The sequence below is a fragment of the Pseudomonas sp. W2-17 genome (genome assembly GCF_041060445.1).
Taxonomy (GTDB): domain Bacteria; phylum Pseudomonadota; class Gammaproteobacteria; order Pseudomonadales; family Pseudomonadaceae; genus Aquipseudomonas.
Genome location: NZ_JAUFNS010000009.1, coordinates 94,232 through 117,872, shown reverse-complemented (window position 1 = coordinate 117,872; position 23,641 = coordinate 94,232). Strand labels below are relative to the sequence as shown.

18 protein-coding genes are annotated in these 23,641 nt (G+C 63.1%); 4 read left to right on the top strand and 14 right to left on the bottom strand.

Going from position 1 to position 23,641, the window contains the following annotated elements; all coding sequences use genetic code 11:
* Nucleotides 1-150: 150 nt before the first annotated feature.
* The 4 genes from mnmH to treS all read right to left on the bottom strand — a co-directional run bounded on the left by mnmH (nt 151) and on the right by treS (nt 5,972).
* Entirely contained in the window at nt 151-1,260 is a 1,110-nt protein-coding gene (gene mnmH / locus QWI20_RS13395) for a tRNA 2-selenouridine(34) synthase MnmH (RefSeq protein WP_369305896.1), read from the bottom strand.
* Nucleotides 1,260-2,294 (bottom strand): selenide, water dikinase SelD, encoded by a 1,035-nt coding sequence (gene selD / locus QWI20_RS13390; protein WP_369305894.1) that lies wholly within the window; start codon nt 2,292-2,294, stop codon nt 1,260-1,262. Before selD ends, mnmH begins: the two co-directional genes overlap by 1 nt.
* Nucleotides 2,295-2,457: 163 nt before the next feature.
* The gene (locus QWI20_RS13385; RefSeq protein ID WP_369305893.1) at nt 2,458-3,606 is read right to left on the bottom strand and encodes an MFS transporter; all 1,149 of its coding nucleotides are present in this window, start codon (nt 3,604-3,606) and stop codon (nt 2,458-2,460) included.
* Between the two features lie 296 nt (nt 3,607-3,902).
* Nucleotides 3,903-5,972, bottom strand: coding sequence for a maltose alpha-D-glucosyltransferase (gene treS / locus QWI20_RS13380; RefSeq protein ID WP_369305892.1), 2,070 nt, complete (start codon nt 5,970-5,972; stop codon nt 3,903-3,905).
* Between the two features lie 214 nt (nt 5,973-6,186).
* Between treS and QWI20_RS13375 the strand changes: the two genes are divergently transcribed.
* The 4 genes from QWI20_RS13375 to QWI20_RS13360 all read left to right on the top strand — a co-directional run bounded on the left by QWI20_RS13375 (nt 6,187) and on the right by QWI20_RS13360 (nt 11,712).
* Entirely contained in the window at nt 6,187-7,632 is a 1,446-nt protein-coding gene (locus tag QWI20_RS13375) for a PLP-dependent aminotransferase family protein (RefSeq protein WP_369305890.1), read from the top strand.
* 621 nt (nt 7,633-8,253) lie between these two features.
* Nucleotides 8,254-9,360, top strand: a complete 1,107-nt coding sequence (locus QWI20_RS13370; protein WP_369305889.1) for a Gfo/Idh/MocA family protein — start codon at nt 8,254-8,256, stop codon at nt 9,358-9,360.
* Nucleotides 9,361-9,611: 251 nt separating this feature from the next.
* Entirely contained in the window at nt 9,612-11,195 is a 1,584-nt protein-coding gene (locus tag QWI20_RS13365; protein ID WP_369305888.1) for an aldehyde dehydrogenase (NADP(+)), read from the top strand.
* A 175-nt stretch (nt 11,196-11,370) separates the two neighbouring features.
* Nucleotides 11,371-11,712, top strand: a complete 342-nt coding sequence (locus QWI20_RS13360) for an FKBP-type peptidyl-prolyl cis-trans isomerase (RefSeq protein ID WP_369305887.1) — start codon at nt 11,371-11,373, stop codon at nt 11,710-11,712.
* A gap of 295 nt (nt 11,713-12,007) precedes the next feature.
* On the opposite strand, the gene QWI20_RS13355 is transcribed toward QWI20_RS13360, so the two are convergent.
* From QWI20_RS13355 to QWI20_RS13310, 10 genes are all read right to left on the bottom strand, one after another.
* Nucleotides 12,008-14,404 carry a response regulator gene (locus QWI20_RS13355; RefSeq protein ID WP_369305885.1) on the bottom strand — a complete coding sequence of 799 codons (2,397 nt, stop codon included), beginning with the start codon at nt 14,402-14,404 and terminating at the stop codon, nt 12,008-12,010.
* A 68-nt stretch (nt 14,405-14,472) separates the two neighbouring features.
* Nucleotides 14,473-14,934 (bottom strand): response regulator, encoded by a 462-nt coding sequence (locus tag QWI20_RS13350; RefSeq protein WP_369305884.1) that lies wholly within the window; start codon nt 14,932-14,934, stop codon nt 14,473-14,475.
* 19 nt (nt 14,935-14,953) lie between these two features.
* Nucleotides 14,954-17,209 carry an ATP-binding protein gene (locus tag QWI20_RS13345; RefSeq protein ID WP_369305883.1) on the bottom strand — a complete coding sequence of 752 codons (2,256 nt, stop codon included), beginning with the start codon at nt 17,207-17,209 and terminating at the stop codon, nt 14,954-14,956.
* A gap of 156 nt (nt 17,210-17,365) precedes the next feature.
* Nucleotides 17,366-19,306, bottom strand: a complete 1,941-nt coding sequence (locus QWI20_RS13340; protein WP_369305882.1) for a response regulator — start codon at nt 19,304-19,306, stop codon at nt 17,366-17,368.
* Entirely contained in the window at nt 19,296-20,189 is an 894-nt protein-coding gene (locus QWI20_RS13335; RefSeq protein ID WP_369305881.1) for a sensor histidine kinase, read from the bottom strand. Before QWI20_RS13335 ends, QWI20_RS13340 begins: the two co-directional genes overlap by 11 nt.
* Entirely contained in the window at nt 20,182-21,219 is a 1,038-nt protein-coding gene (locus QWI20_RS13330; RefSeq protein ID WP_369305880.1) for an ATP-binding protein, read from the bottom strand. The genes QWI20_RS13335 and QWI20_RS13330 overlap by 8 nt, the downstream gene beginning before the upstream one ends.
* Nucleotides 21,210-21,614: an anti-sigma regulatory factor gene (locus tag QWI20_RS13325; RefSeq protein WP_369305879.1), complete on the bottom strand. Its 405-nt coding sequence runs from the start codon at nt 21,612-21,614 to the stop codon at nt 21,210-21,212. Before QWI20_RS13325 ends, QWI20_RS13330 begins: the two co-directional genes overlap by 10 nt.
* A complete protein-coding gene (locus tag QWI20_RS13320; protein WP_192172051.1) occupies nt 21,611-21,973 on the bottom strand; it encodes an STAS domain-containing protein in 363 nt (120 codons plus the stop codon). Before QWI20_RS13320 ends, QWI20_RS13325 begins: the two co-directional genes overlap by 4 nt.
* A gap of 4 nt (nt 21,974-21,977) precedes the next feature.
* Entirely contained in the window at nt 21,978-22,829 is an 852-nt protein-coding gene (locus QWI20_RS13315) for an STAS domain-containing protein (RefSeq protein ID WP_369305878.1), read from the bottom strand.
* A 267-nt stretch (nt 22,830-23,096) separates the two neighbouring features.
* Nucleotides 23,097-23,576: a hypothetical protein gene (locus tag QWI20_RS13310; RefSeq protein WP_192172290.1), complete on the bottom strand. Its 480-nt coding sequence runs from the start codon at nt 23,574-23,576 to the stop codon at nt 23,097-23,099.
* Nucleotides 23,577-23,641 lie beyond the last annotated feature (65 nt).

Sequence of the window (23,641 nt, the reverse complement as noted above, 5' to 3'; positions counted from 1 at the left end):
GCGGGCCCACGGAGCGGGACCGGAGTGAGGGAACCCCGAGGAACGAGGGGCCCAACCAGGAGCACAAGCCCTTGGTTACTTGGGGCTTTATCAAGTAACTCGCCGAAGGCGAAACGTCTGCCCCCAGGCAGACGCTCTTGATCTTGATCTTCAACCGCGGCAGTTCAGTTTCCGCTGTTTCAGATACTCGACAACAGCCCTCTGATCTCCGGCAAACTCGATCCTGGGGTTCTTGCTGTCCCGCTGAAACGCATACATCGGATCGTAATACTCGCTCAACATCCCGCTGATCCAGCCCCGATGCTGATCCACTCCCCCGCTGCGCGCCTGCTCGGCCAAGGCACTGTCCATGATCGCCGCCAGCCGCTGATAACGCTCACCGCCCAACCGCCGAACGATGCTCGACAGGCTTTGCTTCAACCGCTCGGCGTACGCCGCGAAGCCCGTCTCGACACCCTGCACGGCGATGAACTCCGCACACAGATCGGTCACATAATCCTTCAGAATCCGCTCGACGCGACTCTCGAAACTGTCCTCCAGCCACACCAGCGGCGCGTCCTGCATCGTCCGGTACAACTCAAGCGGCACCGCACGACTGCCCACGATCCGCCCTTCATCCTCGACCACGAACTGATTCAGGTTCCGGGCGCGCTTCTTCAGAATGTCCACGGCCAGCAGATTCTCGAAATCAATCTGCCCCGGCTGCGGCGTGGCATGTTTGCCGAAGCTCGAGCCGCGATGATTGGCATGCCCTTCCAGATCCAGCCCGTTGTCGAGCGCCTGCAGCACCTCGGTCTTGCCGCTGCCAGTCAGGCCGCCGATCACCACGAACTCGCACTCGGCCACGGCCTGCTCGGTCACCTCAATCAAAAAGCTGCGCATCGCCTTGTAGCCACCGATGATCCGGGGGTACTCGATGCCCGCTTCGCTCTTGAGCCACTGCTGGGTGATCTGCGAACGCAAGCCGCCGCGAAGGCAATACAAAAAACCGTCGGGATGGTTGCGGGCAAAACTCGCCCATGCCTCGATCCGCGCCTCTTTCAAGTCGCCTGACACTAATTTGTGGCCCAGTTCGATGGCGGCCTGCTGCCCGTCCTGTTTGTAGCTGGTGCCGACCTTTTGCCGCTCGACATCGTTCATCAGCGGCAGATTGATCACCCCGGGGAACGCGCCTTTGGTGAACTCGACCGGCGCACGCACGTCCATCATCGGCACGTCGTTGAGGAAAATCTCGCGCAGGTCGGCGCTGTTGTCGCGCATCAGAACACCTCGACCGCGAGTGGCTGTCGCTCCACCAGCTCGCCAATCGGCGCAAGGCTCAGGCCCAGTTCGTCGGCCATGGCCAGGAACGCCGCTTCTTCGGCGGGCTCAACGGCAATCAGCAGGCCGCCGCTGGTTTGCGGGTCGCACAGCAACAACTTCTGCGCCTCGGTCAACGCGCCGATGCGCTCGCCATAGCTGTCGTGGTTGCGGTGGGTGCCGCCGGGGATGCAATCCTGCTCGATGTAGAAATCCACACTGCCCAGACGCGGCACGGCGGCGGCGCTCAACCGCGCGGTGACCTGACTGCCATCGGCCATTTCAACCAGATGGCCGAGCAAGCCGAAGCCGGTGACGTCGGTCATTGCAGTGACGCCGGCCAGTCGGGAGAAACGGCTGCCGGGCTTGTTCAGTGTGCACATCACGTCACGGGCCAGGCCGATGTCTTCATCGCGCAGCAGGCCTTTTTTCTCGGCGGTGGTGAGAATGCCGATGCCCAGGGGCTTGGTCAGGAACAGCTTGCAGCCCACGGTGGCGGTGTCGTTGCGCTTCATGAAGCGCTTTTCCACCAGCCCGGTGACGGCCAGGCCGAAGATCGGCTCGGGCGCGTCGATGGAGTGACCTCCGGCCAGAGGGATGCCCGCTGCATCGCACACCGCACGCCCGCCGCGGATGACTTCGCGGGCGATTTCCGGGGCCAGCACGTTGACCGGCCAGCCCAGAATGGCGATGGCCATCAACGGATCGCCGCCCATGGCGTAGATGTCGCTGATGGCGTTGGTGGCGGCGATGCGGCCGAAGTCGAACGGGTCGTCGACGATGGGCATGAAGAAATCGGTGGTGGAGACGACGCCCTTTTCGTCGTCGATGGCATAGACCGCTGCATCATCGCGGGAGGCATTGCCGACCCACAGGCGCGGGTCGAGGTTCTGCGCGCCGCTGCCGGCGAGGATGGTTTCCAGCACCTTGGGCGAGATCTTGCAGCCGCAGCCGGCGCCGTGGCTGTATTGGGTAAGACGAATCGGGTCGGTCATGGGAAGCCCCTGAGTTTCAAGGCGCCGAAGTCTACCAGAGGCGCCAGTGGGTTGAAGATTTGCTGGATGGCTGGATGGCTGGACGGCTGGGCACGCGATTTTCGTAGGACCGGCTTCAGCCGGGAAAGCGTCAGATGCCACACCGCAAAGTTGATGGCTTTCCTCAGCCCTTCGCCATCCGCCGTGCCGTCAGCACCTGCGCCAGCATCAACGCACCCACGCACAGCAATGCCTCGCGCAAGCCAATCACGTGGGCAGCAAAACCAATCAACGCGGGACCCAGCAGAATCCCGCAATATCCAATCCCGGTAATCACCGCGATCGCCAGCCCCGCTGGCATTTTGGTCTGCGCACCGACCACCGAGCAATACACCGGAAACGTGTTGGACAACCCCAGCCCGATCAGCGCGAAGCCCAATAGGAACAGCGGCCACGGATCCAGCAGGATGGCCATGGCAAACCCGACCATCACCAGCAGGCCGCCGCCGATCAGCAGGTTCACCGCGCCGAAGCGGTTCCTTAACCAGTCCCCGGAAAAACGCCCGGCTGCCATCGCCAGTGAAAACACCGCGTACGCGCCGCCGGCCACCGACACATCAATCTGGTGCATGCGGTTGAGGAAGACCGCGCTCCAGTCCAGCATTGCGCCCTCCACCAGCAGCGCGATGAAACAGAGAATCCCGACGATCAGCACTTTGGTGGTCGGCCGAGCGAACGGCGCTGATGGGTCGTCCGCGCCATGGGGCACTAGGTAGCGCGCGTGCCAGAGCAACATCCCGGCGATCAACGCCACCACCACGGCCACCGCCAGTAACGGCGACGCGCCCAGCCACAGTAGCAAGGTCATCAACAGCGCACTGCTGATGCCGCCGAGGCTGAACAGCCCGTGGAACCCCGACATCATCGGCCGCCCGTGATCGCGCTCGACCATCAGGCCCTGCACGTTCATCGCCACATCGATGCTGCCCAGCCCCGCGCCAAACACGGCCAGCGCTACTGCCAGCGCCGGCAGGGAGGACAGCGTAGCGAGCAACGGCAGCATGCAGCAGATCAATGCGCCGCCGATCAGCGAGACAAAGCGGCAGCCCTTGCGCGTGGTGAGCATGCCCGCCAACGGCATCGCCAGCATCGAGCCGAGGCCAAAGCACAACAGCAGCAGGCCGAGCTGAGCTTCCTCAAGCCCGGCGCGATCACGGGCGAAAGGCACCAGCGGCGCCCACGCGCCCAAGGACATCCCGGACAGCAGGAACGTCAGGCGATAACTCCACAGGTGAACGAAGACAGGGGCACGAACGGATTGAGCAACTGACACAGAAAACGACCTGAACGGGTCTGCGCGAACGGCAGACGGTGAAAAAAAGTGATCCCTCACTGCACGCATTCCCTCGCAGGACCGGCTGTAGCCGGGAAGAGGCCAGCCCGTACACCCTCACTTCAGCGGTGTGACGACTGACGCTTTCCCGGCTGAAGCCGGTCCCACTCATAACGGCGCGTGCATTCAGTGGGACCGGCTTCAGCCGGGAAGAGGCCAGTCCGTACACCCTCACTTCCGCGGTGTGGCGACTGACGCTTTCCCGGCTGAAGCCGGTCCCACTAAGCAAGGCCCGTTTACATCATCGGTGCCGCCATGCTCACCACGCGCAGCGCCAGGCCTTCATAGGCGTCCAGCGTAATGGTGAAATCCCCCTCCTCGGTCAGGTCGCCTTCGACCCGCTCGTTGATGATGTCCACCACCGGCCCCGGTGCAATGCCCGGCAGGTGCAGGGTCTCGACGATGGCCTCCGCGCTGAAGTTCAGCGCGGTGATCTGCGTGCCCTTTCCGGCTGGCAGTTCGTGAACCATGATCAGCAGCCCCGGGTGTTCGACATCCGGAATCAGAATCTGCCGGCTGGCAGCGATGTCGTAGGCGCGGCGTACGGCCAGCAGTTTCTTCAGCTGCGAGGCGAACGAATCCGGCCGCTTCAACTGCTCGACGAGGCTGCCGTAGAGCGCGCGAGCCCGTGGCATGCCGCCCTCCGAGATCTCGCAGTCCGGGTCCATGTCGACCAGGTCATAGCCACCGCGATGGATCCAGCGTGTATCGCCGTCACCCATCAGGTGCTCTACCTGCTCGGCCGGCAGCGGCAACGCGCCCACCAAGTCCCAGCCCGACAGCGCGAACACGCCCGGCTGCATGGCGTTGAACATCACCAGCAGCAAATGAATGTGCTGGATCTTGTCGATGTCGGCGGCGGTCATGCTGTCCAGCTCGCGAATGCCCAGCGCTGCGGTGATGATGCTTGCGGTGGTGCAAGACACGCCGTTGGTGACGAACTTCAAGTTGTACGGTGCGTGCTCCCCGGCCAGACGCTCGTACATCTCCTCGCGGATGTGCTCGCGCAGGATGTTGCCCGGGAACGTCTGGCCCTGATACAGGTACTGATCGTGGGCATGCAGCGTCCAGAAATGCACCAGCTCCAGGGTCAGTTCATCGTGGTTCTGAAGCGCGTGAATCAGCGACGCAGGGTCGATGCCGAACTCATGCACCTGACGCAGCATCAGCCGCAGGAACTCCGTACGGCCGGTCAACAGCGCGTGCTGATACGCCGGACGGGTGATGAAGTCGTAGGACAGATCGGCGCCGCCGTGGGACATCGCCGCAATGTCGTCGATGGTCAGGTTCAGCTCCTGGAAGCTGAAACCACCGGCCTTGCGAATCGCGCCGGCGAGCAACTGGTTGCCGGTGATCGACAGCGGGTGGCTCTCGGACCACGCCGTGCCGTCGGCCTTGCGCTCGACGCCGAGGAAGCCGTTGGCGTCCAGACGCAAGACTCGCGCGCCCATTACGTCAATGGCGTGCAAGGCGTCGCCGATGATCATCTGCTGCGCGGCAAAGCTCGGGTCCAGCCAGTTCAGCGACGGCTGGCCTTCTTTGAAGTAATGCAGATAGACCCAGCGACGGTCTTTGCCGTCGACGCCGGTGACAACGGGCGTGGCGCTCCAGTCGGTCTCCTTGACGCCGGGTTCGAAGAAGATCACCCGCTGCAACTGGCCGACGATGTAATGCTTGTCGCGCAGCGCATCGACGGTAGCAGGCTGCAGGTTGACGGCGTCGCGGCCGGCCGGGACTTCCGGCAGCAGCGACCAGTCTTCTTCCTTGATCTCCACCATGTGGTAGAGGCCCGGGTACTCTTCGTAGGCCATCTCGGCCAGGCGGAAGTCCGCGCCCTTGCCGGTGTGGGACGGGATCACGTCATCGACGACAATCGCGTTGTGGGCGGCGGCGATGCGGCTGAGGTTGAGAAACTGAGCGTCGGTGCCCAGGGACGAATCCACCTCGAAGCTGATGCGGTCGAAGTTGCCGTCGATGCTTGGGGTGCGCTCGCGGCCTTTCAAACCGCCGGAGGCTTTCAACGGGCCGTTGTGAATGCCCTGGATGCCGATTTCCGACAGCGCGTGCCAGAGCTGCTCATCGCCCAGCGCTTCGAGCACCGAGCTGCCATCGCGGGTGATGATCGACGCCGGGTAGGCGGTGAACCAGACCGAGCCGATGGCCGAAGCGTCCCGTGGACGGGCCTGGGCGTAAGGCCGCTGCCAGAGACGGCCCTGGCCGCCATACAGCTTTGCGCGTTGCTTTGCGGCGTTGAGCATCGATTGCTCAACCAGCCATTCCACGTACTGCTTGTCCGGGGTGGTCATGTGTTCGGGGTTCCATCTTCAAGTGGATGGGAGCGGCGGCCCAGGGCTCTGCGAGCGCTGTCCGGACCGTCCTGCCTGTGCGTGTCAGGTTTATGCCTAACTCTAAGAGCACCTTGGTGCGTAAACGTTGCATCGGTTGCTGTGACGCGCGCGGCTGCACTGGCTAAAATCCACCGGTGTGCATCCGCACTGCCGGCGCTGTTCAGGGGTTTGCGTGGAATTACACATCGTTATCGAGGGCCGCAAGGACCTCGCCCATCAAGTCTATGAACAGCTGCGCGACAGTATCGTGTCCGGCCGGCTGGCAGCGGGTGTTCAATTACCGCCCAGTCGCCTGCTGGCGGCGCAGCTGGGGTTGTCGCGCAAAACCATTTCCGACACCTACAGCCGACTGACCTACGAAAACTACCTCGTCGGCAAGGTCGGCAGCGGTACGTTCGTCAACGCCTTGAGCGCTTACAGCCCGCCTCGGCCGGCGCCTTCCCAACTGGCCAGCGCCCACATCGTGGCGAAATGGGAGCGCATCTCCCTGCCCCTGCGCCACCCGACCCGCGCGGGCACCCTGCGCTACGATTTTCTCGGCGGCGCGACGGCGAAAACCCAGTTCCCCCATGACGAATGGCGGCGCTGCGTGCACCACGCAGTGCGGCAGATGTCCACCGAACGCGGCTTCTACAGCCAGCCCGAAGGCCTGCCTGCCCTGCGCGCCGCCATTGCCGGGCACATCGCCTTTGCCCGCGGCGTCCGCTGCGGGGCCGATGACGTGGTGGTGTGCAATGGCGCGCAACAGGCACTGGACCTGATCGCCCGCGTGCTGATCGAACCTGGCAGCCGCGTGGCCGTGGAAGACCCCGGCTACACACCCGCGCGCCTGCTGTTTGCCGCTCAAGGGGCCGAGGTGGCCGGTGTGCCGGTCGACAGCGAAGGCATCATCGTTGATGAAATCCCGGACAACGTCTGCGCCATCTACGTCACTCCGTCCCACCAGATGCCGCTGGGCATGCCCATGAGCCTCGCGCGCCGCCACGCCCTGCTGGAGAAGGCCCGGCGCATCGGCGCGATCATCATCGAAGACGACTACGACAGCGAATTCCGCTACGAAGGCCGTCCCACTGACTCGCTGCAAAGCATGGACGAGCACGGCGTCGTCGCCTACGTCGGCACCTTCTCGAAAACCCTGCTGCCGGAACTGCGCCTGGGGTACGCCGTGCTGCCGGCGGCAATCCTCGAAGCGGTGATCAAAGCCAAGCAACTGACCGACTGGCACACCTCGACCCTGCCGCAATGGGCGCTGAGCAAATTCATCAGCGAAGGCCTGCTCAACAAGCACATCCGCCGCTGCCACAGCACCTACGCCGGGCGCCGCGAACGCATCCTGTCACGCATCGCCGGCGACCTGGCGCCCTGGCTGGAAACCATCCCGTGCACGGCGGGGTTTCACATGGCGGTCATGCTCAAGCCCTCGCTGCTGCCGGCGATCGACCTGCACATCCTGGTCGACCGCGCTCGGGATATGGCCCTGGGCATCTACCCCCTCCACGGTTTCTACATCGACGCACCACCCCGCGCTGGGCTGATGCTGGGCTTTGGTGCGATTGACCTCCTCGACATCGACCCGGCGCTGGATCGGTTGCGGGACCTGTTGATGGGGTTTGGTTGATCAGGGAAGTTGAGGGTGCTCACACCGGCCTCTTCCCGGCTGAAGCCGGTCCCACTAACAGCGCGCGTTGCATCAGTGAGACCGGTGACGCGGAGCGTCATGGGATGCATTCCCACGCAGAGCGTGGGCACGATCAAGATCAAAGGCTTCCCGGCTAAAGCCGGTCCCACTAACAGCAGACCGCGTACACCCTGTGGGACCGGCGTCAGCCGGTAAGCTATTGATCTTGATCTTCATACACATAACGCTCAGACGACGACAATCGCGACTTGGGTGCAGGCTGAACGCAGGTCTCGCGCAGTGGGCCGAGCCGCATGGATGCGGCGAGAGCGCCGTCAGGGCATGGATGCCCGTTCGGCGCGGGCCCACGGAGCGAGACCGGAGTGAAGGAACCCCGACGCAGGAGGGGCCCAACCAGGAGCAAGCACCCTTGGTTACTTGGGGTGCTTTTCCAAGTAACTCGCCGAAGGCGAAATGTCTGCCACCAGGCAGACGCTCTTGATCTTGATCTAGATCTAGATCTTGAAAAGCGACCAACGATTGGATTGAACTTCTAACCCCGGAACCTGCCGACTACAGAGCTGCCGGACACACCGTCCGCTGAGAAATGGAGGCTTATACATGCCAGACGCAAACGGCAAAATCCGCTACGCAGTGGTCGCTGGAGGCTGGATCTCCCAAGGCGCATTCATGCCGGGACTCGAACAAACCGACAACTCCGTCATGACCGCCCTCGTCACCGGCGACCCCGTCAAGGCCGACCAACTCGCGGCACTCTACGACCTCAAAAGCTACCACTACGACGAATTCGACACCCTGCTCAACTCCGGCGAAATCGACGCCATCTACCTGGCAACCCCCAACTTCCGCCACCGCGAATTCGCCGTTCCGGCACTCGAAGCCGGCGTCCACGTGCTGCTCGAAAAGCCCATGGCCGCCAACGAAGAAGACTGCCTGGCCATCGCCGAAGCCGCCAAGCGCTCCGGCGCCAAACTGATGGTCGCCTACCGCCTGCACTTCGAGCCCGGCACCGTCGAAATGGTCCACCGCGTGCGCGCCGGCGACCTTGGCGATCTGCGCCTGTTCACCGCGACCTTCGCCCAGACCACCGACCCGGCCAACCACCGCATGCAGAGCGGCTTCGACGCCGGTCCCGTGGCCGACATGGGTCCGTACCCGATCAACGCCGTGCGCAACCTGTTTGCCGCCGAACCGATTGAGGTTCACGCCGTCGGCATCAAGACCCCGGGCCGTGAAATCAATACGTTTGACACGGTCAACGTGACGCTGCGCTTTGCCGAAGAGCGCCTGGCCACCTTCACCGTGAGTTACAGCCTGCCGTCCACCGAGCGTTTCCAGCTGATCGGCACCAAAGGTGAGTTTGAAGCCTCGCCCTGCTTCGGTTTCGGCGAAGGCGTGGCGATCGGTTACCGGGCGATCATCGACGGCCAGACCACCGAGCACACCCACCCGGTGGTCGACCAGTTCGGCGGCGAGACCCAGTACTTCTCCGACTGCATCCTGCAGGACCGCGAACCTGAGCCGGACGGCGACGAAGGCTGGCGCGACGTGCGGGTGGTCGAGGCCATCGAACGCGCGCTGACCACCGGCCAGCCGCAGAAGCTCGAGCCCCTGCCGGAACGCCCCGGCATCAGCATCGAGCAAGCCCGTCGCCTGCCGCTGGCCAAGGTGCCTGAGTACATCAACACGGACGAGCCGAACGCCTGATCGAATTATTGATCGGGTATGACTGCCTGACGAACGTTGATCACCGCTCAACGCCCGGCTATTTTGATGGCCGGGCGTTGCTCAGCCCCCTTACGGCTGCGCGCCTTGCGGCTGAAAAAATGCAGTTGTATGATGACTGTCGACTTTGCGATGAGCCCTGAGCTCGTCGCCGCTACGCTTCATACGATTTCGAATTCCTCCATCAGGCTAAACGCCTGATCGATTCGCCCCAAAAATAACAGGAGAAGCAGATGCCTACCGTTCTCGGTCAGAACTTCATCGGCGGCGCCCGCAGTGGCCTCGGCGAAGCACGCCATAAAAGCCTCGACGCCACCACTGGCGAAGCACTGCCTTACGCTTTCCATCAGGCCACCGACGCAGAAATCGACGCCGCTGCCTCGGCCGCCAAAGACGCCTTCCTTGAATTCCGCCAGTTGAGCCCGGCCCGCCGTGCCGAGTTCCTTGATGCCATTGCTGACGAACTCGACGCCCTGGGCGACGATTTCGTGGCCCTCGTTTGCCAGGAAACCGCGCTGCCGGCCGGTCGTATCCAGGGCGAGCGTGGCCGTACCTCCGGCCAGATGCGCCTGTTCGCCAAAGTCCTGCGTCGCGGCGACTTCCTTGGCGCGCGTATCGACCAAGCGCTGCCGGATCGCAAGCCGCTGCCACGCGTCGACCTGCGCCAGCAGCGCATCGGCGTGGGCCCGGTGGCCGTGTTCGGCGCCAGTAACTTCCCGCTGGCGTTCTCCACCGCTGGTGGCGACACCGCTTCGGCACTCGCCGCCGGTTGCCCGGTTGTGGTGAAAGCCCACAGCGGCCACATGGCGACGGCTGATCTGGTGGGTAACGCCATCGTTCGCGCCGCCGAAAAGACCGGCATGCCAAAGGGCGTGTTCAACATGATCTTCGGCAGCGGCGTCGGCGAAGGCCTGGTCAAGCACCCGGCCATTCAGGCCGTGGGTTTCACCGGTTCGCTGCATGGCGGTAACGCCCTGTGCAAACTGGCGTCCGAGCGTCCGCAGCCGATTCCGGTGTTCGCCGAAATGTCGAGCATCAACCCGGTGGTCCTGCTGCCCGGCGCGCTGACGGCTCGCGGCACTGCCATCGCTGGCGAACTCGCCGCTTCCGTGGTCATGGGCGCAGGCCAGTTCTGCACCAACCCGGGCGTGGTGATCGGCATTCGTTCCCCTGCCCTGACCGCGTTCACCGAGCAACTGACCGAGCACATGGGCGGTCAGCCACCCCAGACCATGCTCAACGAAGGCGGCCTGCGCAGCTACAGCAAAGGCGTCGAGAAGCTACTGGCGCACAAGAGCGTCACGCACCTGGCCGGCAAGCCGCAGGAAGGCAAGCAGGCCCAGGCTCAGCTGTTCAAGGCTGACGTCAGCATGTTGCTGAACGGCGACGAATTGCTGCAGGAAGAAGTATTCGGCCCGACCACGCTGCTGATCGAAGTGGCGGACGACGCGGAACTGAAAGCCGCACTGCTGGCCCTGCGCGGCCAGTTGACCGCCACGCTGATCGGCGAAACCGCCGACCTGCAGAAGTACCAGTGGCTAGTGCCGGTGCTGGAAGAGAAAGTCGGCCGCATCCTGGTCAACGGCTACCCAACCGGTGTTGAAGTGTCCGATGCCATGGTTCACGGCGGTCCTTACCCGGCGACCTCCGATGCGCGCGGTACGTCGGTAGGCACCTTGGCGATCGATCGTTTCCTGCGCCCGGTCTGCTACCAGAACTACCCGGACAGCCTGCTGCCGGCGGCGCTGCAAAACGCCAACCCGCTGGGCCTCAAGCGCCTGGTGAATGGCGAGTGGAGCACTGACGTCATCGCGTGATGAGGGGGCCTGATTCGTCAGGTCCGATCCGTCAGACCTGACTCCTCAGAGCCACGAAAAACGGCGCGACCCTGTGAGGGGCGCGCCGTTTTTTTGCGTGGGATTGGCGTGGAGCATTGCCTGTGAGCGATTGGCTGACTAGCATCTCCCGCCATCTCGCTGTGGAAACCGGAACATGACTGAAGAACTAAGCATCATCGATCTGCAGGAAGGCACCGGCAAGGCCGTCGTCAAAGGCGCGCTGATCACCACGCAATACACCGGCACCCTGGAAGACGGCACCGTGTTTGATTCCTCATGGGGGCGCGGCAAGCCGTTTCAGTGCGTCATCGGCACCGGGCGGGTGATCAAGGGCTGGGACATCGGACTGATGGGCATGAAGGTCGGCGGCAAACGCACGTTGCGGGTGCCTGCGGCGCTGGCGTACGGCGAGCGTTCGATGGGCGCGCACATCAAACCCCATTCGAATCTCGTGTTTGAAATTGAATTGCTGGAAGTGCTGACGCGGGATGATTGAGGGATGTTTCAGCCGATGAATGTTTCAGCCGATGGGTGTTCAGCGGCATGTTATGGCCCCTTCGCGAGCAAGCTCGCTCCCACAGGGAATGGCGGCGTACCCAAAATCCCGCCAGGACCACGAGCCGTGCGGGTGTGCCCGATCTGGAGCAGGACCGGCTTCCGCCGGGAAGAGGCCAGTGCGTACACCAACCATTTCGCGGTGTGACATCCGACGCCTTCCCGGCTAAGGCCGGCCCTACAATGGGAGCCCGTCGCAGGCCGTGCAGATGAGTGCAATCCCGGTAGGAGCGGCTTCAGCCCGCAGAATTCTGGACTGACGCCATCATCAAAACATGCGCCAGTTTGTTCGCCAGTTCTTCTTCCTTGTACGGCTTCTGCACGATCAGCTTCGGGTCGACGTCGAGGATGTCGATGTCGGCGAAGCCGGTGATGAACATGATCGGAAGCTGCGGGTGATCGCGGCGGACGATTTCCGCGAGTTCGCCACCGGTCATGTTAGGCATGGCGAAGTCGGTCAGCAGCAGTTCGATGCCGGGGTCGAGCTTCTTCAGCGCTTCGTCGCCGCTGTCCGCTTCGACCACCGAATACCCCAGCGAGACCAGCATCATCGCCGTCACCGAGCGTACGTCCGGGTCGTCGTCAACCAGCAGAATCGTGCGGTGCTGGGTGTCCGCATCGGCGCGGCCGGGCATGTCGGAGGCGCTGACCACCGGGACCGCCGTGCGCGCCACACTGGGCAGGTACACCCGCAGCGTGGTGCCGGCGTTTTCGGCGGTGTCGATGCTCACGCCGCCGCCCGACTGTTTGGCAAAGCCGAACACCTGCGCCAGGCCCAGCCCCGAGCCCTTGCCCACCGCCTTGGTGGTGAAGAAGGGTTCGAAGGCCTTGGCCAGCACTTCCGCACTCATGCCGCAACCGGAGTCACTCACCGACAACACCACGTACGCGCCGGGCTCCGGATCTTCGGGACGCTGCGGCAAGCGATAGACCATCTCGTTCCAGGTGCTCAAGCGCAGTTCCCCGCCCTGGGGCATGGCGTCCCGGGCATTGATCGCCAGGTTGAGGATGATCATCTCGGTCTGCGTCGGGTCGACCAGCGCACTCCACAGGTCATCCGCCAGTTCAGTTTCCACCCAGACGCTGCCGCCCAACGCTCGACCCAGCAGTTCGCGCATGCCATCAATCGTGTCGTTGAGGTTCAGCGCAACGGGCTCAAGACGCTGGCGACGGGAGAACGACAGCAACTGACTGGTGAGCTTGGCGCCCCGCTCGCCCGCTTCGCGGATGTTCTGCAGGCGCTGCGGCGACTTGGTGAACACGCCTTTTTCCAGATCCCGGCTGAGGAAATTCGCGCTGGTCAGGATCACCGTCAGCAAGTTGTTGAAGTCGTGAGCGACGCCGGCGGTCAACTGGCCCACTACCTCGAGCCGCTGCATCTGCTGCAGGGCGGCCTCGACGCGCTCACGTTCCTTGATCTGGTCGCGCAGACGCTTGTTGGTCGCCGCCAGTTCGTCCACCACCGCCCGCTCGCCGGTAATGTCGCGGACCGCGGCGTACATCAGGCCGTCGTCCGGCACGATGGTCCAGGACAACCAGCGAAATCCGCCATCGGTATGGCGCATGCGATTGACGAAACGCGTCGAGACATGGCCTTCGGCGACGCTGGCGGTTTCGCGCAACGTGGCCTCCAGATCCTCCGGGTGAATCAGCTCGCTTAAACGCTGGCGTCCCACCTCATCCCGACTCCAGCCCAGCGTTGCCTCCCACGCCGGGTTGAGGGCGATGGGTGTCATGTCGAAATGCAGCACGCCAAGCAGCTCCCGGGACAGCTCCCAGGTGCGGTCGCGCTCGCGGGTTCGCTGGACGACGCGTTCGCCCAGGATTTCGTTGAGCTGGTGCAGCGCCTGGGTCGCATTTTTGCGTTCGGTGATGTCCTGCATGACGCCGGTAAAGCGCACGCACTGACCGTCTTCGAACAGCGAGCGGCCATTGGAGAACACCCAGCGCTCCTCGCCGTCATCTGTAATCAGGCGGTGCTCGATCTGAAACGAGGTATCCACCGTCAGCGCGGCCATGACCTTGCTGTGCAAGTGATCGCGGTCGTGCGGATGGCAGAGCAGAAACATGAGAGCCAGGCTGACGGAGGTGTCGGCGCCTACGCCGTAAAGCGTTTTACAGCGCTCATCCCACAGCAGCGTGTCGGTGCGCGGGTCATACGTCCAGACCCCCATGTCGGCCGCCTCGATCGCCAGATGCGCCCGCACTTCCGCGACTTGCAGCGTCTTCTCGGCGTGCAGGCGCTTCTCCCGCTCCTGCACTTCCGACACCGCGCGCACCACCGCCTTGGGCAGCATCTTCATGTTCTGCTTGAGCACGTAATCGATGGCGCCCATGCGCATCATCTCGACGGCATGCTGCTCGCCGAAAATCCCGGACAGAAAAATGAAAGGCGTCTTCGGGGCCAGCCGCAATGCGCTATTGAGCACATCCGCTCCGGACGAGCCTGGCAGCAGATAGTCGCTGAGAATGAGGTCGAAGCGCGCGGCCAGCAACTCGCGCTCCACGTCCTGGTGGTTGTAGACCAGCGTGGCGTCGACCTTCAGCCCACTGTTTTCGAGGATGAGGAGAATCAGCTCCGCATCGAGCGAACTGTCTTCGACCAAAAGCAATTTAAGCTGCGATAACGACATGGATAAAAGTCATTGTTCCAAAAAGGGCCCGTGCGGCGTGCGTTCAGGCAGTGCCGCAAAGCCCTGAATCATGAGCCCGGACGGCGTACGAGTCGCAGAGAACCCGGTGGTGGCTCGTTCAATACGGCCCAGAACACGCCAAGATCCGAGATCGCCGAGACGAATTCCTTGAATTCGACCGGCTTGACCACGTAAGCGTTCACACCCAGCGAGTAGGCGCGGTTCAAATCGGGTTCTTCGCGGGAAGACGTCAGCATGACCACGGGAATGCTGCGCAGTTCTTCGGTTTCGCGGATGACCTTGAGCACTTCAAGGCCATCGACTTTCGGCAGCTTCAGGTCCAGCAGCATCACCGCGGGGTTGCCTGCCACACGATCGTGATGGTGGTTGCGGCGCAGCAGGTAATCAAGCGCTTCGGCACCGTCACGCAGAACGATCACTTCGTTGGCCAACTGGCTACGCTCAAGAGCGACAAGGGTCAGCTCGAGATCGTTGGGATTGTCTTCCACCAGAAGAATGGGCTTAAGCATTGGGCGTCTCCTTGGACACTCAAAGGGTTACGGTCGAACCGCGCTTTGGCAGCGCAAAGTAAAAGGTGGCGCCATGGCCCAACTGGCTGTGCGCCCATACGGTGCCGTCATGGCGCTCGACAATCCGTCGCACGCTTGCCAGCCCTATGCCGGTGCCTTCGAATTCTTCCATGCGGTGCAGGCGCTGGAACACACCGAACAGCTTGCTGGCATAGGCCATGTCGAAGCCGACGCCGTTATCGCGGATATACACCACGACCTTGCCGTCTTCCTCGTAACTGCCCACCTCGATCACTGCCGGGTCCTGATTGCGCGTGTACTTGATCGCGTTGGACAACAGGTTGCGCATCGCCAGGTGCAGGAACGCCGCGTCGGCAATGACCACGGGCAGCGGCTCGGAAACCTTCCACTCCAGCGCGCGGCCTTCGTAATCGGGCAGCATTTCCCGGCGAATCGACTCGACCATGGCATTCAGGTCAACGTCGGAAAAGCGCATCGCCGAACGGCCCATATGCGAGAAGCTCAGCAGGTTGTCGACCAGCGTGCCGGCAAACCGCGCCGAGTCACTGATGTTCTCCAGGAAGCGCACGCCGCGCTCGGACAACTTGCTGCCTTCAATGTCGCTCAACAGCTCGGCGTAGCCGGCGATGTGGCGCAACGGCGCACGCAGATCATGGGACACGCTGTAGGAAAACGCTTCGAGCTCTTTGTTGGATTTCTTCAATTCATCGGCCAGTGCGGCCATTTCTTCAGCCTTGCGCAGGACGATGCCGAGCACCGCCGCCCGCAGCTCGATCACTGCTTCGCAGTCCATGTCGTCCCAGGGCCGGGAAAACCCGCCCATGGTCTGCTGCCATAAGGCGAAGCTGTTGCGCGGGTTCAACGAACCGCTCGGACTGACACTTTTCTCCGGTTTGCCGGCCCAGTTGACCACGCGGGTCTGTTCGGGCCGGAACCAGACGATGAAGTTGGAATGCAGTTCGGAGATCGTCGTTGCCAGCACGCCGCTGACCGAGGCCGCCAGCGCGGGCAGTTCGGGAATGTCGCGGCTGACGTTGTCCGAGCGAAAGACCCCATGGGGGTCGCGGTCGCCCAGCCAGTCGGAGAGTTTTACAAGCTGCTCACGGTCGGGCGTTTCTCCGTAGGCATCGACGCTGGCGCCGGAAATCACCGCGGCACCGGTCGCGCCCACAAAATCCAGCAACACCTGAGGCATGGAGCGCAGCCCCCCGGTCACGCTGTCGAGGTCGGCCATGGCCGCCAGCATCTGCACGATCTGCCGCCGCAGGCTGAGCATGCGCTGGTTGTCGGCGTGGGCTTCCTTGCTCTCGATCTGCAGCGACAACACGCTGCCCAGCAGCTCACAGGCAGTGCGGGTCTGGAAACTGACCCGCCGGGGCGTGGCATGGTGACAGGACACCAGGCCCCACAACTGCCCGCGCACCACGATGGAGATCGACATCGACGCCAGCGTCTGCATGTTGCGCATGTACTGCAAATGCACGGGCGACACGGCGCGCAGGGTGGCGAAGGTGAGGTCCAGCGGCGCGCCGGTCAGAGGATTGTTGCTCGGTATCAGCGCCGACGCCTGGTAGTTGGCGTCTTCGATGACACGAATACGGTTGGCCAGATACAGCGCCCGGGCCTGGGCCGGCACGTCGGAGGCCGGGAAGCTCAGGCCGAGCATGCTTTCATAGCCGTCCTCGGCCACTTCGGCGCTGACCAGGCCGTTACCGTCCGCGTCGAAATGGTAGGCCAGGATCCGGCCGAAACCGGTAATGCGCTTGACCTCGTCCGCCGCGCGCTGACACAGCGCATCGATGGTTTCCAGCTCATTCATCTGGCTGATGAAGCCGCGCATGAGCGGATACACGTTGCCGTAGGCGGTACTCATGTCCCCGGCCGGCTCGAACTCGGCGATCAGGACCTGATCGTGACGATGGACCATCATGGTCATCGGCTGACCCGCGCTGGAACCCGAAAGGAACCGCACTTCACCGATGTGGAACGGGTTCTGTTCTTCTTCAGGCAAGGCATGCAGGCGCTGGAGCAGGCGCTCAGGCTCGGCGAAGACGCCGGTGAGCGCGGCACCGATCAATGACGGCGGGTCCAGCCCAAGCCAGTCGCTGACGTTGGCGCTGACCTGAATGACCGTGGACGCCGCTTCGTCGATGACCAGCAGAAAACCCTGGGGCTGAATGCTTCCAGGGATCTGAATCGGTTCACGGGCGCAATGCTCGATCGCGCTCTTCAGGCCGTCGTCGCTGAGGGTCAAGGTTTGGCTCCTTCAACCTTCAACGTTTGGGCAAACGGCGTCGGCATGGTGTGCGGGTGAGCGGCACGGATGGAAATGGCCTACACGGTAACAAAAAGCGCACGGCGCAAACACTCCGAACTGACTGATTGCCGCGAAAAAACCCATCCATTCGCATCAGCTGTCGAGCATGGCCCTCACCTTCGACAGAAATTCCACCAACTGGAAGGGTTTCAGGATCATGTCCATCCGTTCGCCCAGAAAGTCCTGCCGATTGAGCGCGTTCTCGGCGTAGCCGGTCATGAACAGCACCGGCAGGTCTGGACGCCAGCTTCGGCCGCGCTGGGCAACCTCGCGGCCGTTCATTTCCGGCATACCGACGTCGGTGAGCAACAGGTCGATAGTGCCGTCGTGCTCCAGGCAGGACAGCGCCGTGCCGACATCGGCAACCGGGGTGCAGCGATAACCGGCATCGGTGAGGACTTCATTGACGAACATACGCACCGACGCCGTGTCTTCGACGATCAGTACGTGCTCCCCTGCCCCCTTCGCGGCGACGGCTGCGGGCTGCTGCGGCTCGACGCGCTGATCGTCCGCCGCCGGCAGCAGCAGCGTGACCTCGGTGCCGTGCCCCACCACGCTGCGAATCTGCACGTCTCCGCCCGACTGGCGGGCGAAACCGTAGATCGTCGACAGGCCAAGGCCAGTGCCCTGGCCGATGGGCTTGGTGGTGAAGAACGGGTCGAACACTTTGTCGATCAGGTGATGCTCGATACCAACGCCATCATCGCGCACGGTCAGGGCGATGTACGCGCCATCCTCCATCCGTGAATGACCCTGGGAATAGGTCTCGAAAGTACTGATCCAGATGTTGCCGCCCGTTGGCAACGCGTCACGGGCGTTGATCACCAGATTGAGCACGGCGCTTTCGAGCTGGCCGGCGTCGACCATTGCCACGGCGCTGCGCGACGTCAGCTCAAGGGTCAGGCAGATGCCTTTGCCGATGGTGCGGCCCAGCAGGTCTTCAAGGGAGCGCACGTACTGATTGACGTCCGCAGCGCGGGTGTCGAGGGGCTGCTGACGAGCAAAGGCCAGCAGACGATGGGTCAATGCCGACGCGCTTTTCGCCGAGGCCAGTGCAGCGTCGGCGTAGGTCATGACTTTTCCGGTGCGACCGTCTTCGGTGCGCTTCTTGATCAGCTCAAGCCCGGTGACGATGCCCGTCAAGAGGTTGTTGAAGTCGTGGGCGATGCCGCCGGTGAGCTTGCCGATGGCGTCCATTTTCTGCGCCTGCAGCAACTGCTCTTCGGTCCGCGCGCGCTCGGCGACTTCGTGAGCAAGCCGGCTGTTGACCGAGTCCAGTTGCTGCAGATGCGACTGTTCGCGGCGGCGGTGCTCGGTGACGTCTTCGATGAAGACCAGGCTCATGCCGCTGACCCGATACGGCGACACCTGCCATTCGGTTTCGCGCAGCTCGCCCTTGACCCGCATGCTCAGCGTGCCCATCCAGCGCTCGCCCGCTTCCAGTGCTTCACGCAGCCCGTCCAGCGCCGAGCCCTGGTCGTCGCTGAAGCTGCGCAGCACCGAATTGTCGCCAGCGGCCTGCCCCAGCAACTGGGCAAAGGCGTGGTTGGCTTCGTGGACTTTCAGATGGCCGTCCATCACCGCAATCGGCGCCGAGACGTTGGCGAAAATTTCGCGAAAGCGCTCTTCGCTGTCACGCAACGCGTATTCGGTATCCCGCACCCGCAGCAGTGTGCGCAGGGTGGCGAGCAGCACGTCGGGGTCGACCGGGTGCACCAGATACGCGTCCGCACCGGCTTCAAGGCCGGTCACAATGTCGCCGGTCTGGATCGAGGCCGCAGAGACGTGAACCACCGGCAACAGCGCCGTGCGGGGCGCAGCGCGCAACTGCCGAACGATGTCGAAGCCGCTCATGTCCGGCAGGTTGACGTCGAGGATCAGCGCGTCGGGAAGCTGCTCGGCGATCAGCGCAAGGCCTTCGGTGCCGGTGCCGGCTTCCGATACCACAAAGCCCTGGCGCTCCATGCGTCTACGCAGGGCGTAGCGGGTCGCGGTGTTGTCATCAACGATCAGCAACCGGGTTTCAGGCTTCATCCGCAGGCTCCTGGGCCAGTGCCAACGGGATCACCACATAAAACGTCGAGCCGACACCCGGCTCGCTCTCCACGCCCACGTGGCCACCGAGCAATTCGGCGAAGCGTTTGCACAGGGACAAGCCCAGCCCCGTCCCGCGCAGGCGTTTTTGCAGCGGCGAGTCGACCTGAATGAAATCCTCAAACAGCGCGCCATGGAGTTCCTGAGGAATGCCGATGCCGGTGTCGGTCACCGCAAAGCGAATCGAGTCCTCGGACTCCAGCCGCGCCGAGACCCGTACTTCGCCGCGCTGGGTGAATTTCAGGGAGTTGGAAATGAAGTTGCGCAGGATCTGCCCGAGCTTCTGATCATCGGTGTAGAGCCTCGGCAGACCCGCGGGCTCTTCGAAGATGAGGTCCACGGCCGAGGTGTCGACGATAGGCCGGAACATCCCGCGCAACGCCGAAAAGAGATCGAACATGTCAAACCACGCCGGCGAGATGGTAATGCGGCCCGCTTCGATCTTCGCCAGGTCGAGCAGGTCGTCGACCATGTCGCTCAATTCCCGCGCGGCGTTGCTGACAAAGGCGACCTGCTTGTGCTGTTCCGGGCTCAACGTGCCGTCCAACTCGTCGGACAGCAGGCTGGCGATGCTCAGGATCGAACCCAGCGGCGTGCGGAACTCATGGCTCATGTAGGCCAGAAAACGGCTTTTCAGGTCCGACGCCTGGCGCAGCTGCTCGGCCTGCATGTCGAGCTCGCCGTACAGGGCAAGTACGCCCTGATTGGTCTCGTCGAGCTCGGCGCGAAGGGCTGCCGCTTCGGCTCGCACGCGTTGAAGCTCGAGTTCGGTCGCCAGTGCGGGGGAGCCCTCGAGCGGCTCGCGGGCAGTGTTGTCAGTCATCGAGCGTCTCCAGAGCCATCACCAATACCGTTACATCGTCCCTGCCCCGGCAATAATCGCGGTGTAACACCGCTGCAATGATCGCCGGGTGTCGGTACATCAGACCCGGATAGTCGCGAAGATTCCAACGCGATTGCAGGCCGTCGCTGAACATGATCAGCAACTGACCGGTGCAGTCGGCGTAGTCCATCGGCGGAATCTTCCGGTATTGCAGGCCGACAATGCCCGGGTGCGAGGGTATGCCCCGGGTTTTGTCGTCGCCGATCAGCGTCGCGCCGATATTGCCGATGCCGATAAAGCGCAGCTTGCCCGACGCGCCGTCAAACAGCGCCAGGGCAACAGCGCCGCCCCGGCTGCCGCGCATGTCGAAGTGCAGGTCTTCCAGCAGCACGCCAGGATCGGCGAAGGGATTTTGCATGAACACCCGGGCGCCAGCCATCCCGGCCTCTTCGGCCTCAGGGCCATGGCCCAGGCCGTCGATCATCATGATCGCCACCTGTTGGCCCTTGACTGCGACTTCCCACACATCGCCGCAGGCCGGGTCATCGTGCAGCGACTGCTGCGTGATGCCCATGCGCAGGTCCTTCACCACGCTTTTGCGCGGAAAGAAACGCGCCAGCAGGGCGCTGCCGCGAGCGTCGCTGTGCACGTCGAACACTTGCGCCTGACGCAGAATCGACCCCAGGCCGATGCCCTGGGTGCCACGGCTGGAGAAGCCGTCGGCCATGCAATTCTGCACGTCGAAACCCTTGCCCCGGTCGATGGCAATGATCTCGACGCCCGGCACCGCAGCCGATGCGTCGCCGCAGACATCGCCGGGCAGCACACGCACGTGCAATTCGCCGCTGTGCGCGTGCTTGAGGATGTTGCTCGCCAGCTCCGTGGTGACCAGCGCAACGCGGCCGCAGTCGGCCTCGTCGAACCCGGCCTGTTCGGCGAGCTTTTGCGCGGTGCGTCGGGCGTGGCCGACCTGACTGATGTCCTCGATCGGCAACACCTGAGTCAAGTGGCTGTGCAGGCTCACGTCCATTTGCAGATCGTCACACGTGTACCTGCGCCGGGCGCGGTGTCCAGTTCGAAGTCGTCCACCAGCCGCTTGGCACCGGTCAGACCAAGGCCCAGACCGCCGCCGGAGGTCCAGCCGTCGGTCATCGCCAGCTTCAGGTCAGGAATCCCCGGACCTTCGTCGCGAAAGGTCAGGCTCAGGCCAACGCGCACGCCGTCCTCGATGATCTGCCAGTCCATGTCACCGCCGCCGCCATAGACCATGGTGTTGCGCGCCAGCTCGCTGACCGCTGTCACCAGTTTGGTCAGGTCGATCAAGCGCATGCCGCATTCCTGGGCGAGCTTGCGAGCGGTCTGGCGGGCGAGCACAACGTCCTGCTCGATGCGAATGGGTTGAGTGCCGCTGCTGCGCACGCTCATTGGGAATAGGCTCTCTCGCGCAGCAGTTTCATGCCGCGCTCGACGTTCAGCGCAGTGCTGACGCCCGGCAGGGTCATGCCCAGTTCGACCAGGGTGATGGCGACAGCAGGCTGCATGCCGACCAGCACGGTTTCGGCGTCCATGATCCGCGACAGGCCGGAAATCATGCCGATCATCCGGCCAATGAACGAATCGACCATGTCCAGTGCAGAGATGTCGATCAGCACGCCACGGGCCGAGGTACGGCTGATGCGTTCGGACAGGTCGTCCTGCAGCGTCATCGCCAGTTGGTCATGCATGTCCACCTGGATAGTGACGAGCAGAAAGTCGCCCATCTGCAGAATCGGGATGCGCTCCATGGGCTCATACCGCCTTGGTGATGGTGACGCCGAGACGGCGCAGGGCCAGTGCCAGCGCGTCGGCGAGGTTGGCTTTGGTGACAACGCCTTGCAGGTCCAGACCCAGGTGGACGATGGTTTGGGCAATCTGCGGACGTACACCGCTGATGATGCAATCGGCGCCCATCAGGCGAATCGCCGTGACGGTCTTGAGCAAGTGCTGGGCCACCAGGGTGTCGACGGTCGGCACGCCGGTGATGTCGATGATCGCGATTTCCGCGCCGGTGTCGACGATGCGCTGCAACAGGGATTCCATGACCACTTGGGTGCGTTGCGAATCCAGCGTGCCGATCATCGGCAACGCCAGAACGCCGTCCCACAGCTTCACCACGGGGGTGGACAGCTCGAGCAGCTCTTCCTGCTGACGCTTGATGACCGCCTCGCGGGACTTCTGATAGGTGCGAATGGTGTGCAGGCCGAGGCCGTCGAGCAGTTCGGAGATCTGCATCACTTGCTCGGCAACCAGCGCGGGCTGCTCGGCGAAGTCGCGCTGCAGTTGTGCGAACAGCGGGCCTTTGAGGGCGAAGATGAAGCTGGCGGTCTGTTGGGAATCCTGACCGGCCAACGCACGCTGGGTGGAGAGTTTTTCCAGAAAGTGGCGAACGTCATCCCACTCGGTGGTGGTGATGTTGACCGAGCCACCCTTCTCAAGGGTCGACGTCAGCAGGCGCAGGAAGTCGGTAACTTGCTGGCGGATCTCTTCGGTTTTGAGATTGCGGGTCGCGCCGCTGGCTTCAAGGTCGGCGTGCCACTGAACGGCAAGCTGGGATTCCGAGCGCTTGAGCGCGTCAACGGTGATTTGTTGCAATGCTGCCATGAGGGTGGCTCCAGTGAGTGCACGTCGAGAGTTAGAGTTGGTCGACTTGAGCGGGCCTGTGAAATATGCGTAACAGTCAAAAAAACAGCACAGAACGTTGAGCGGCAGGTTGTTGCAAGGCGCGGACCAACAGGCTGTCTGGCTAACGGGTTTGCAGGCGCTGCAACGGGCGTGAACCGGGCAGACGAAATACGCCTGCCGCGACTTGGTGTCAAGGTAGCATCAGCCTGTTTTCGCTGTTTCTTTATCGGCGCGATCGTCGCGGACTTAAAACACGCTGTCGACCACTTGAACGTAGATGGAAAAGGCCCCCAGCAGAAACCAGAACACGGTGAACAACCACGGCGTGCGCATGGAGAACATCAGCGATTTACGATAGCCCTTCTCGCTGGATTCGTGCTCGCTGAACAGGGGCGAGTCATCGTAGGCGAGTCCCATGGCCGGCTGGCTGCTGAGCAACTGGGCCTGCTTGAAATGCCAGTGATCGATGATTTCGTAAGCGGCGCGGATGCCGGGCCAGGCGTGCATGGAGCTGATCAGCCCGAGCAATGTCAAAAATGGCGGAACCACCAGCGTGAACATCTTGCCCCACTCGGGATTGAGGTTGGCCATCGACGAGGCAAAGGCGATGACCAGAAACGATTGCGCGGACAAATAGGCATTGGTGCGGTTGGAGAGGATGGCCGTCTCGTACTGGATTTCCTTGCGGTAGAAGTCCAGCCGGTCCTTCGGCGATCCGAACAGCATGGCGTCAGCGACCTGAGCATCCGCGGCCTGCTCTTCGGCCACCGGGTTGCTGCTGGTGATGATGA

What these genes read in the sequence shown, in the direction of transcription:
- mnmH (WP_369305896.1), bottom strand. Translation starts at nt 1,260, where the DNA reads ATGCGCGACAACAGCGCCGACCTGCGCGAGATTTTCCTCAACGACGTG.
- selD (WP_369305894.1), bottom strand. Translation starts at nt 2,294, where the DNA reads ATGACCGACCCGATTCGTCTTACCCAATACAGCCACGGCGCCGGCTGC.
- treS (WP_369305892.1), bottom strand. Translation starts at nt 5,972, where the DNA reads ATGACCACCCCGGACAAGCAGTACGTGGAATGGCTGGTTGAGCAATCG.
- QWI20_RS13370 (WP_369305889.1), top strand. Translation starts at nt 8,254, where the DNA reads ATGCCAGACGCAAACGGCAAAATCCGCTACGCAGTGGTCGCTGGAGGC.
- QWI20_RS13365 (WP_369305888.1), top strand. Translation starts at nt 9,612, where the DNA reads ATGCCTACCGTTCTCGGTCAGAACTTCATCGGCGGCGCCCGCAGTGGC.
- QWI20_RS13360 (WP_369305887.1), top strand. Translation starts at nt 11,371, where the DNA reads ATGACTGAAGAACTAAGCATCATCGATCTGCAGGAAGGCACCGGCAAG.
- QWI20_RS13355 (WP_369305885.1), bottom strand. Translation starts at nt 14,404, where the DNA reads ATGTCGTTATCGCAGCTTAAATTGCTTTTGGTCGAAGACAGTTCGCTC.
- QWI20_RS13350 (WP_369305884.1), bottom strand. Translation starts at nt 14,934, where the DNA reads ATGCTTAAGCCCATTCTTCTGGTGGAAGACAATCCCAACGATCTCGAG.
- QWI20_RS13340 (WP_369305882.1), bottom strand. Translation starts at nt 19,306, where the DNA reads ATGAAGCCTGAAACCCGGTTGCTGATCGTTGATGACAACACCGCGACC.
- QWI20_RS13335 (WP_369305881.1), bottom strand. Translation starts at nt 20,189, where the DNA reads ATGACTGACAACACTGCCCGCGAGCCGCTCGAGGGCTCCCCCGCACTG.
- QWI20_RS13330 (WP_369305880.1), bottom strand. Translation starts at nt 21,219, where the DNA reads ATGGACGTGAGCCTGCACAGCCACTTGACTCAGGTGTTGCCGATCGAG.
- QWI20_RS13325 (WP_369305879.1), bottom strand. Translation starts at nt 21,614, where the DNA reads ATGAGCGTGCGCAGCAGCGGCACTCAACCCATTCGCATCGAGCAGGAC.
- QWI20_RS13320 (WP_192172051.1), bottom strand. Translation starts at nt 21,973, where the DNA reads ATGGAGCGCATCCCGATTCTGCAGATGGGCGACTTTCTGCTCGTCACT.
- QWI20_RS13315 (WP_369305878.1), bottom strand. Translation starts at nt 22,829, where the DNA reads ATGGCAGCATTGCAACAAATCACCGTTGACGCGCTCAAGCGCTCGGAA.
- QWI20_RS13310 (WP_192172290.1), bottom strand. Translation starts at nt 23,576, where the DNA reads ATGCTGTTCGGATCGCCGAAGGACCGGCTGGACTTCTACCGCAAGGAA.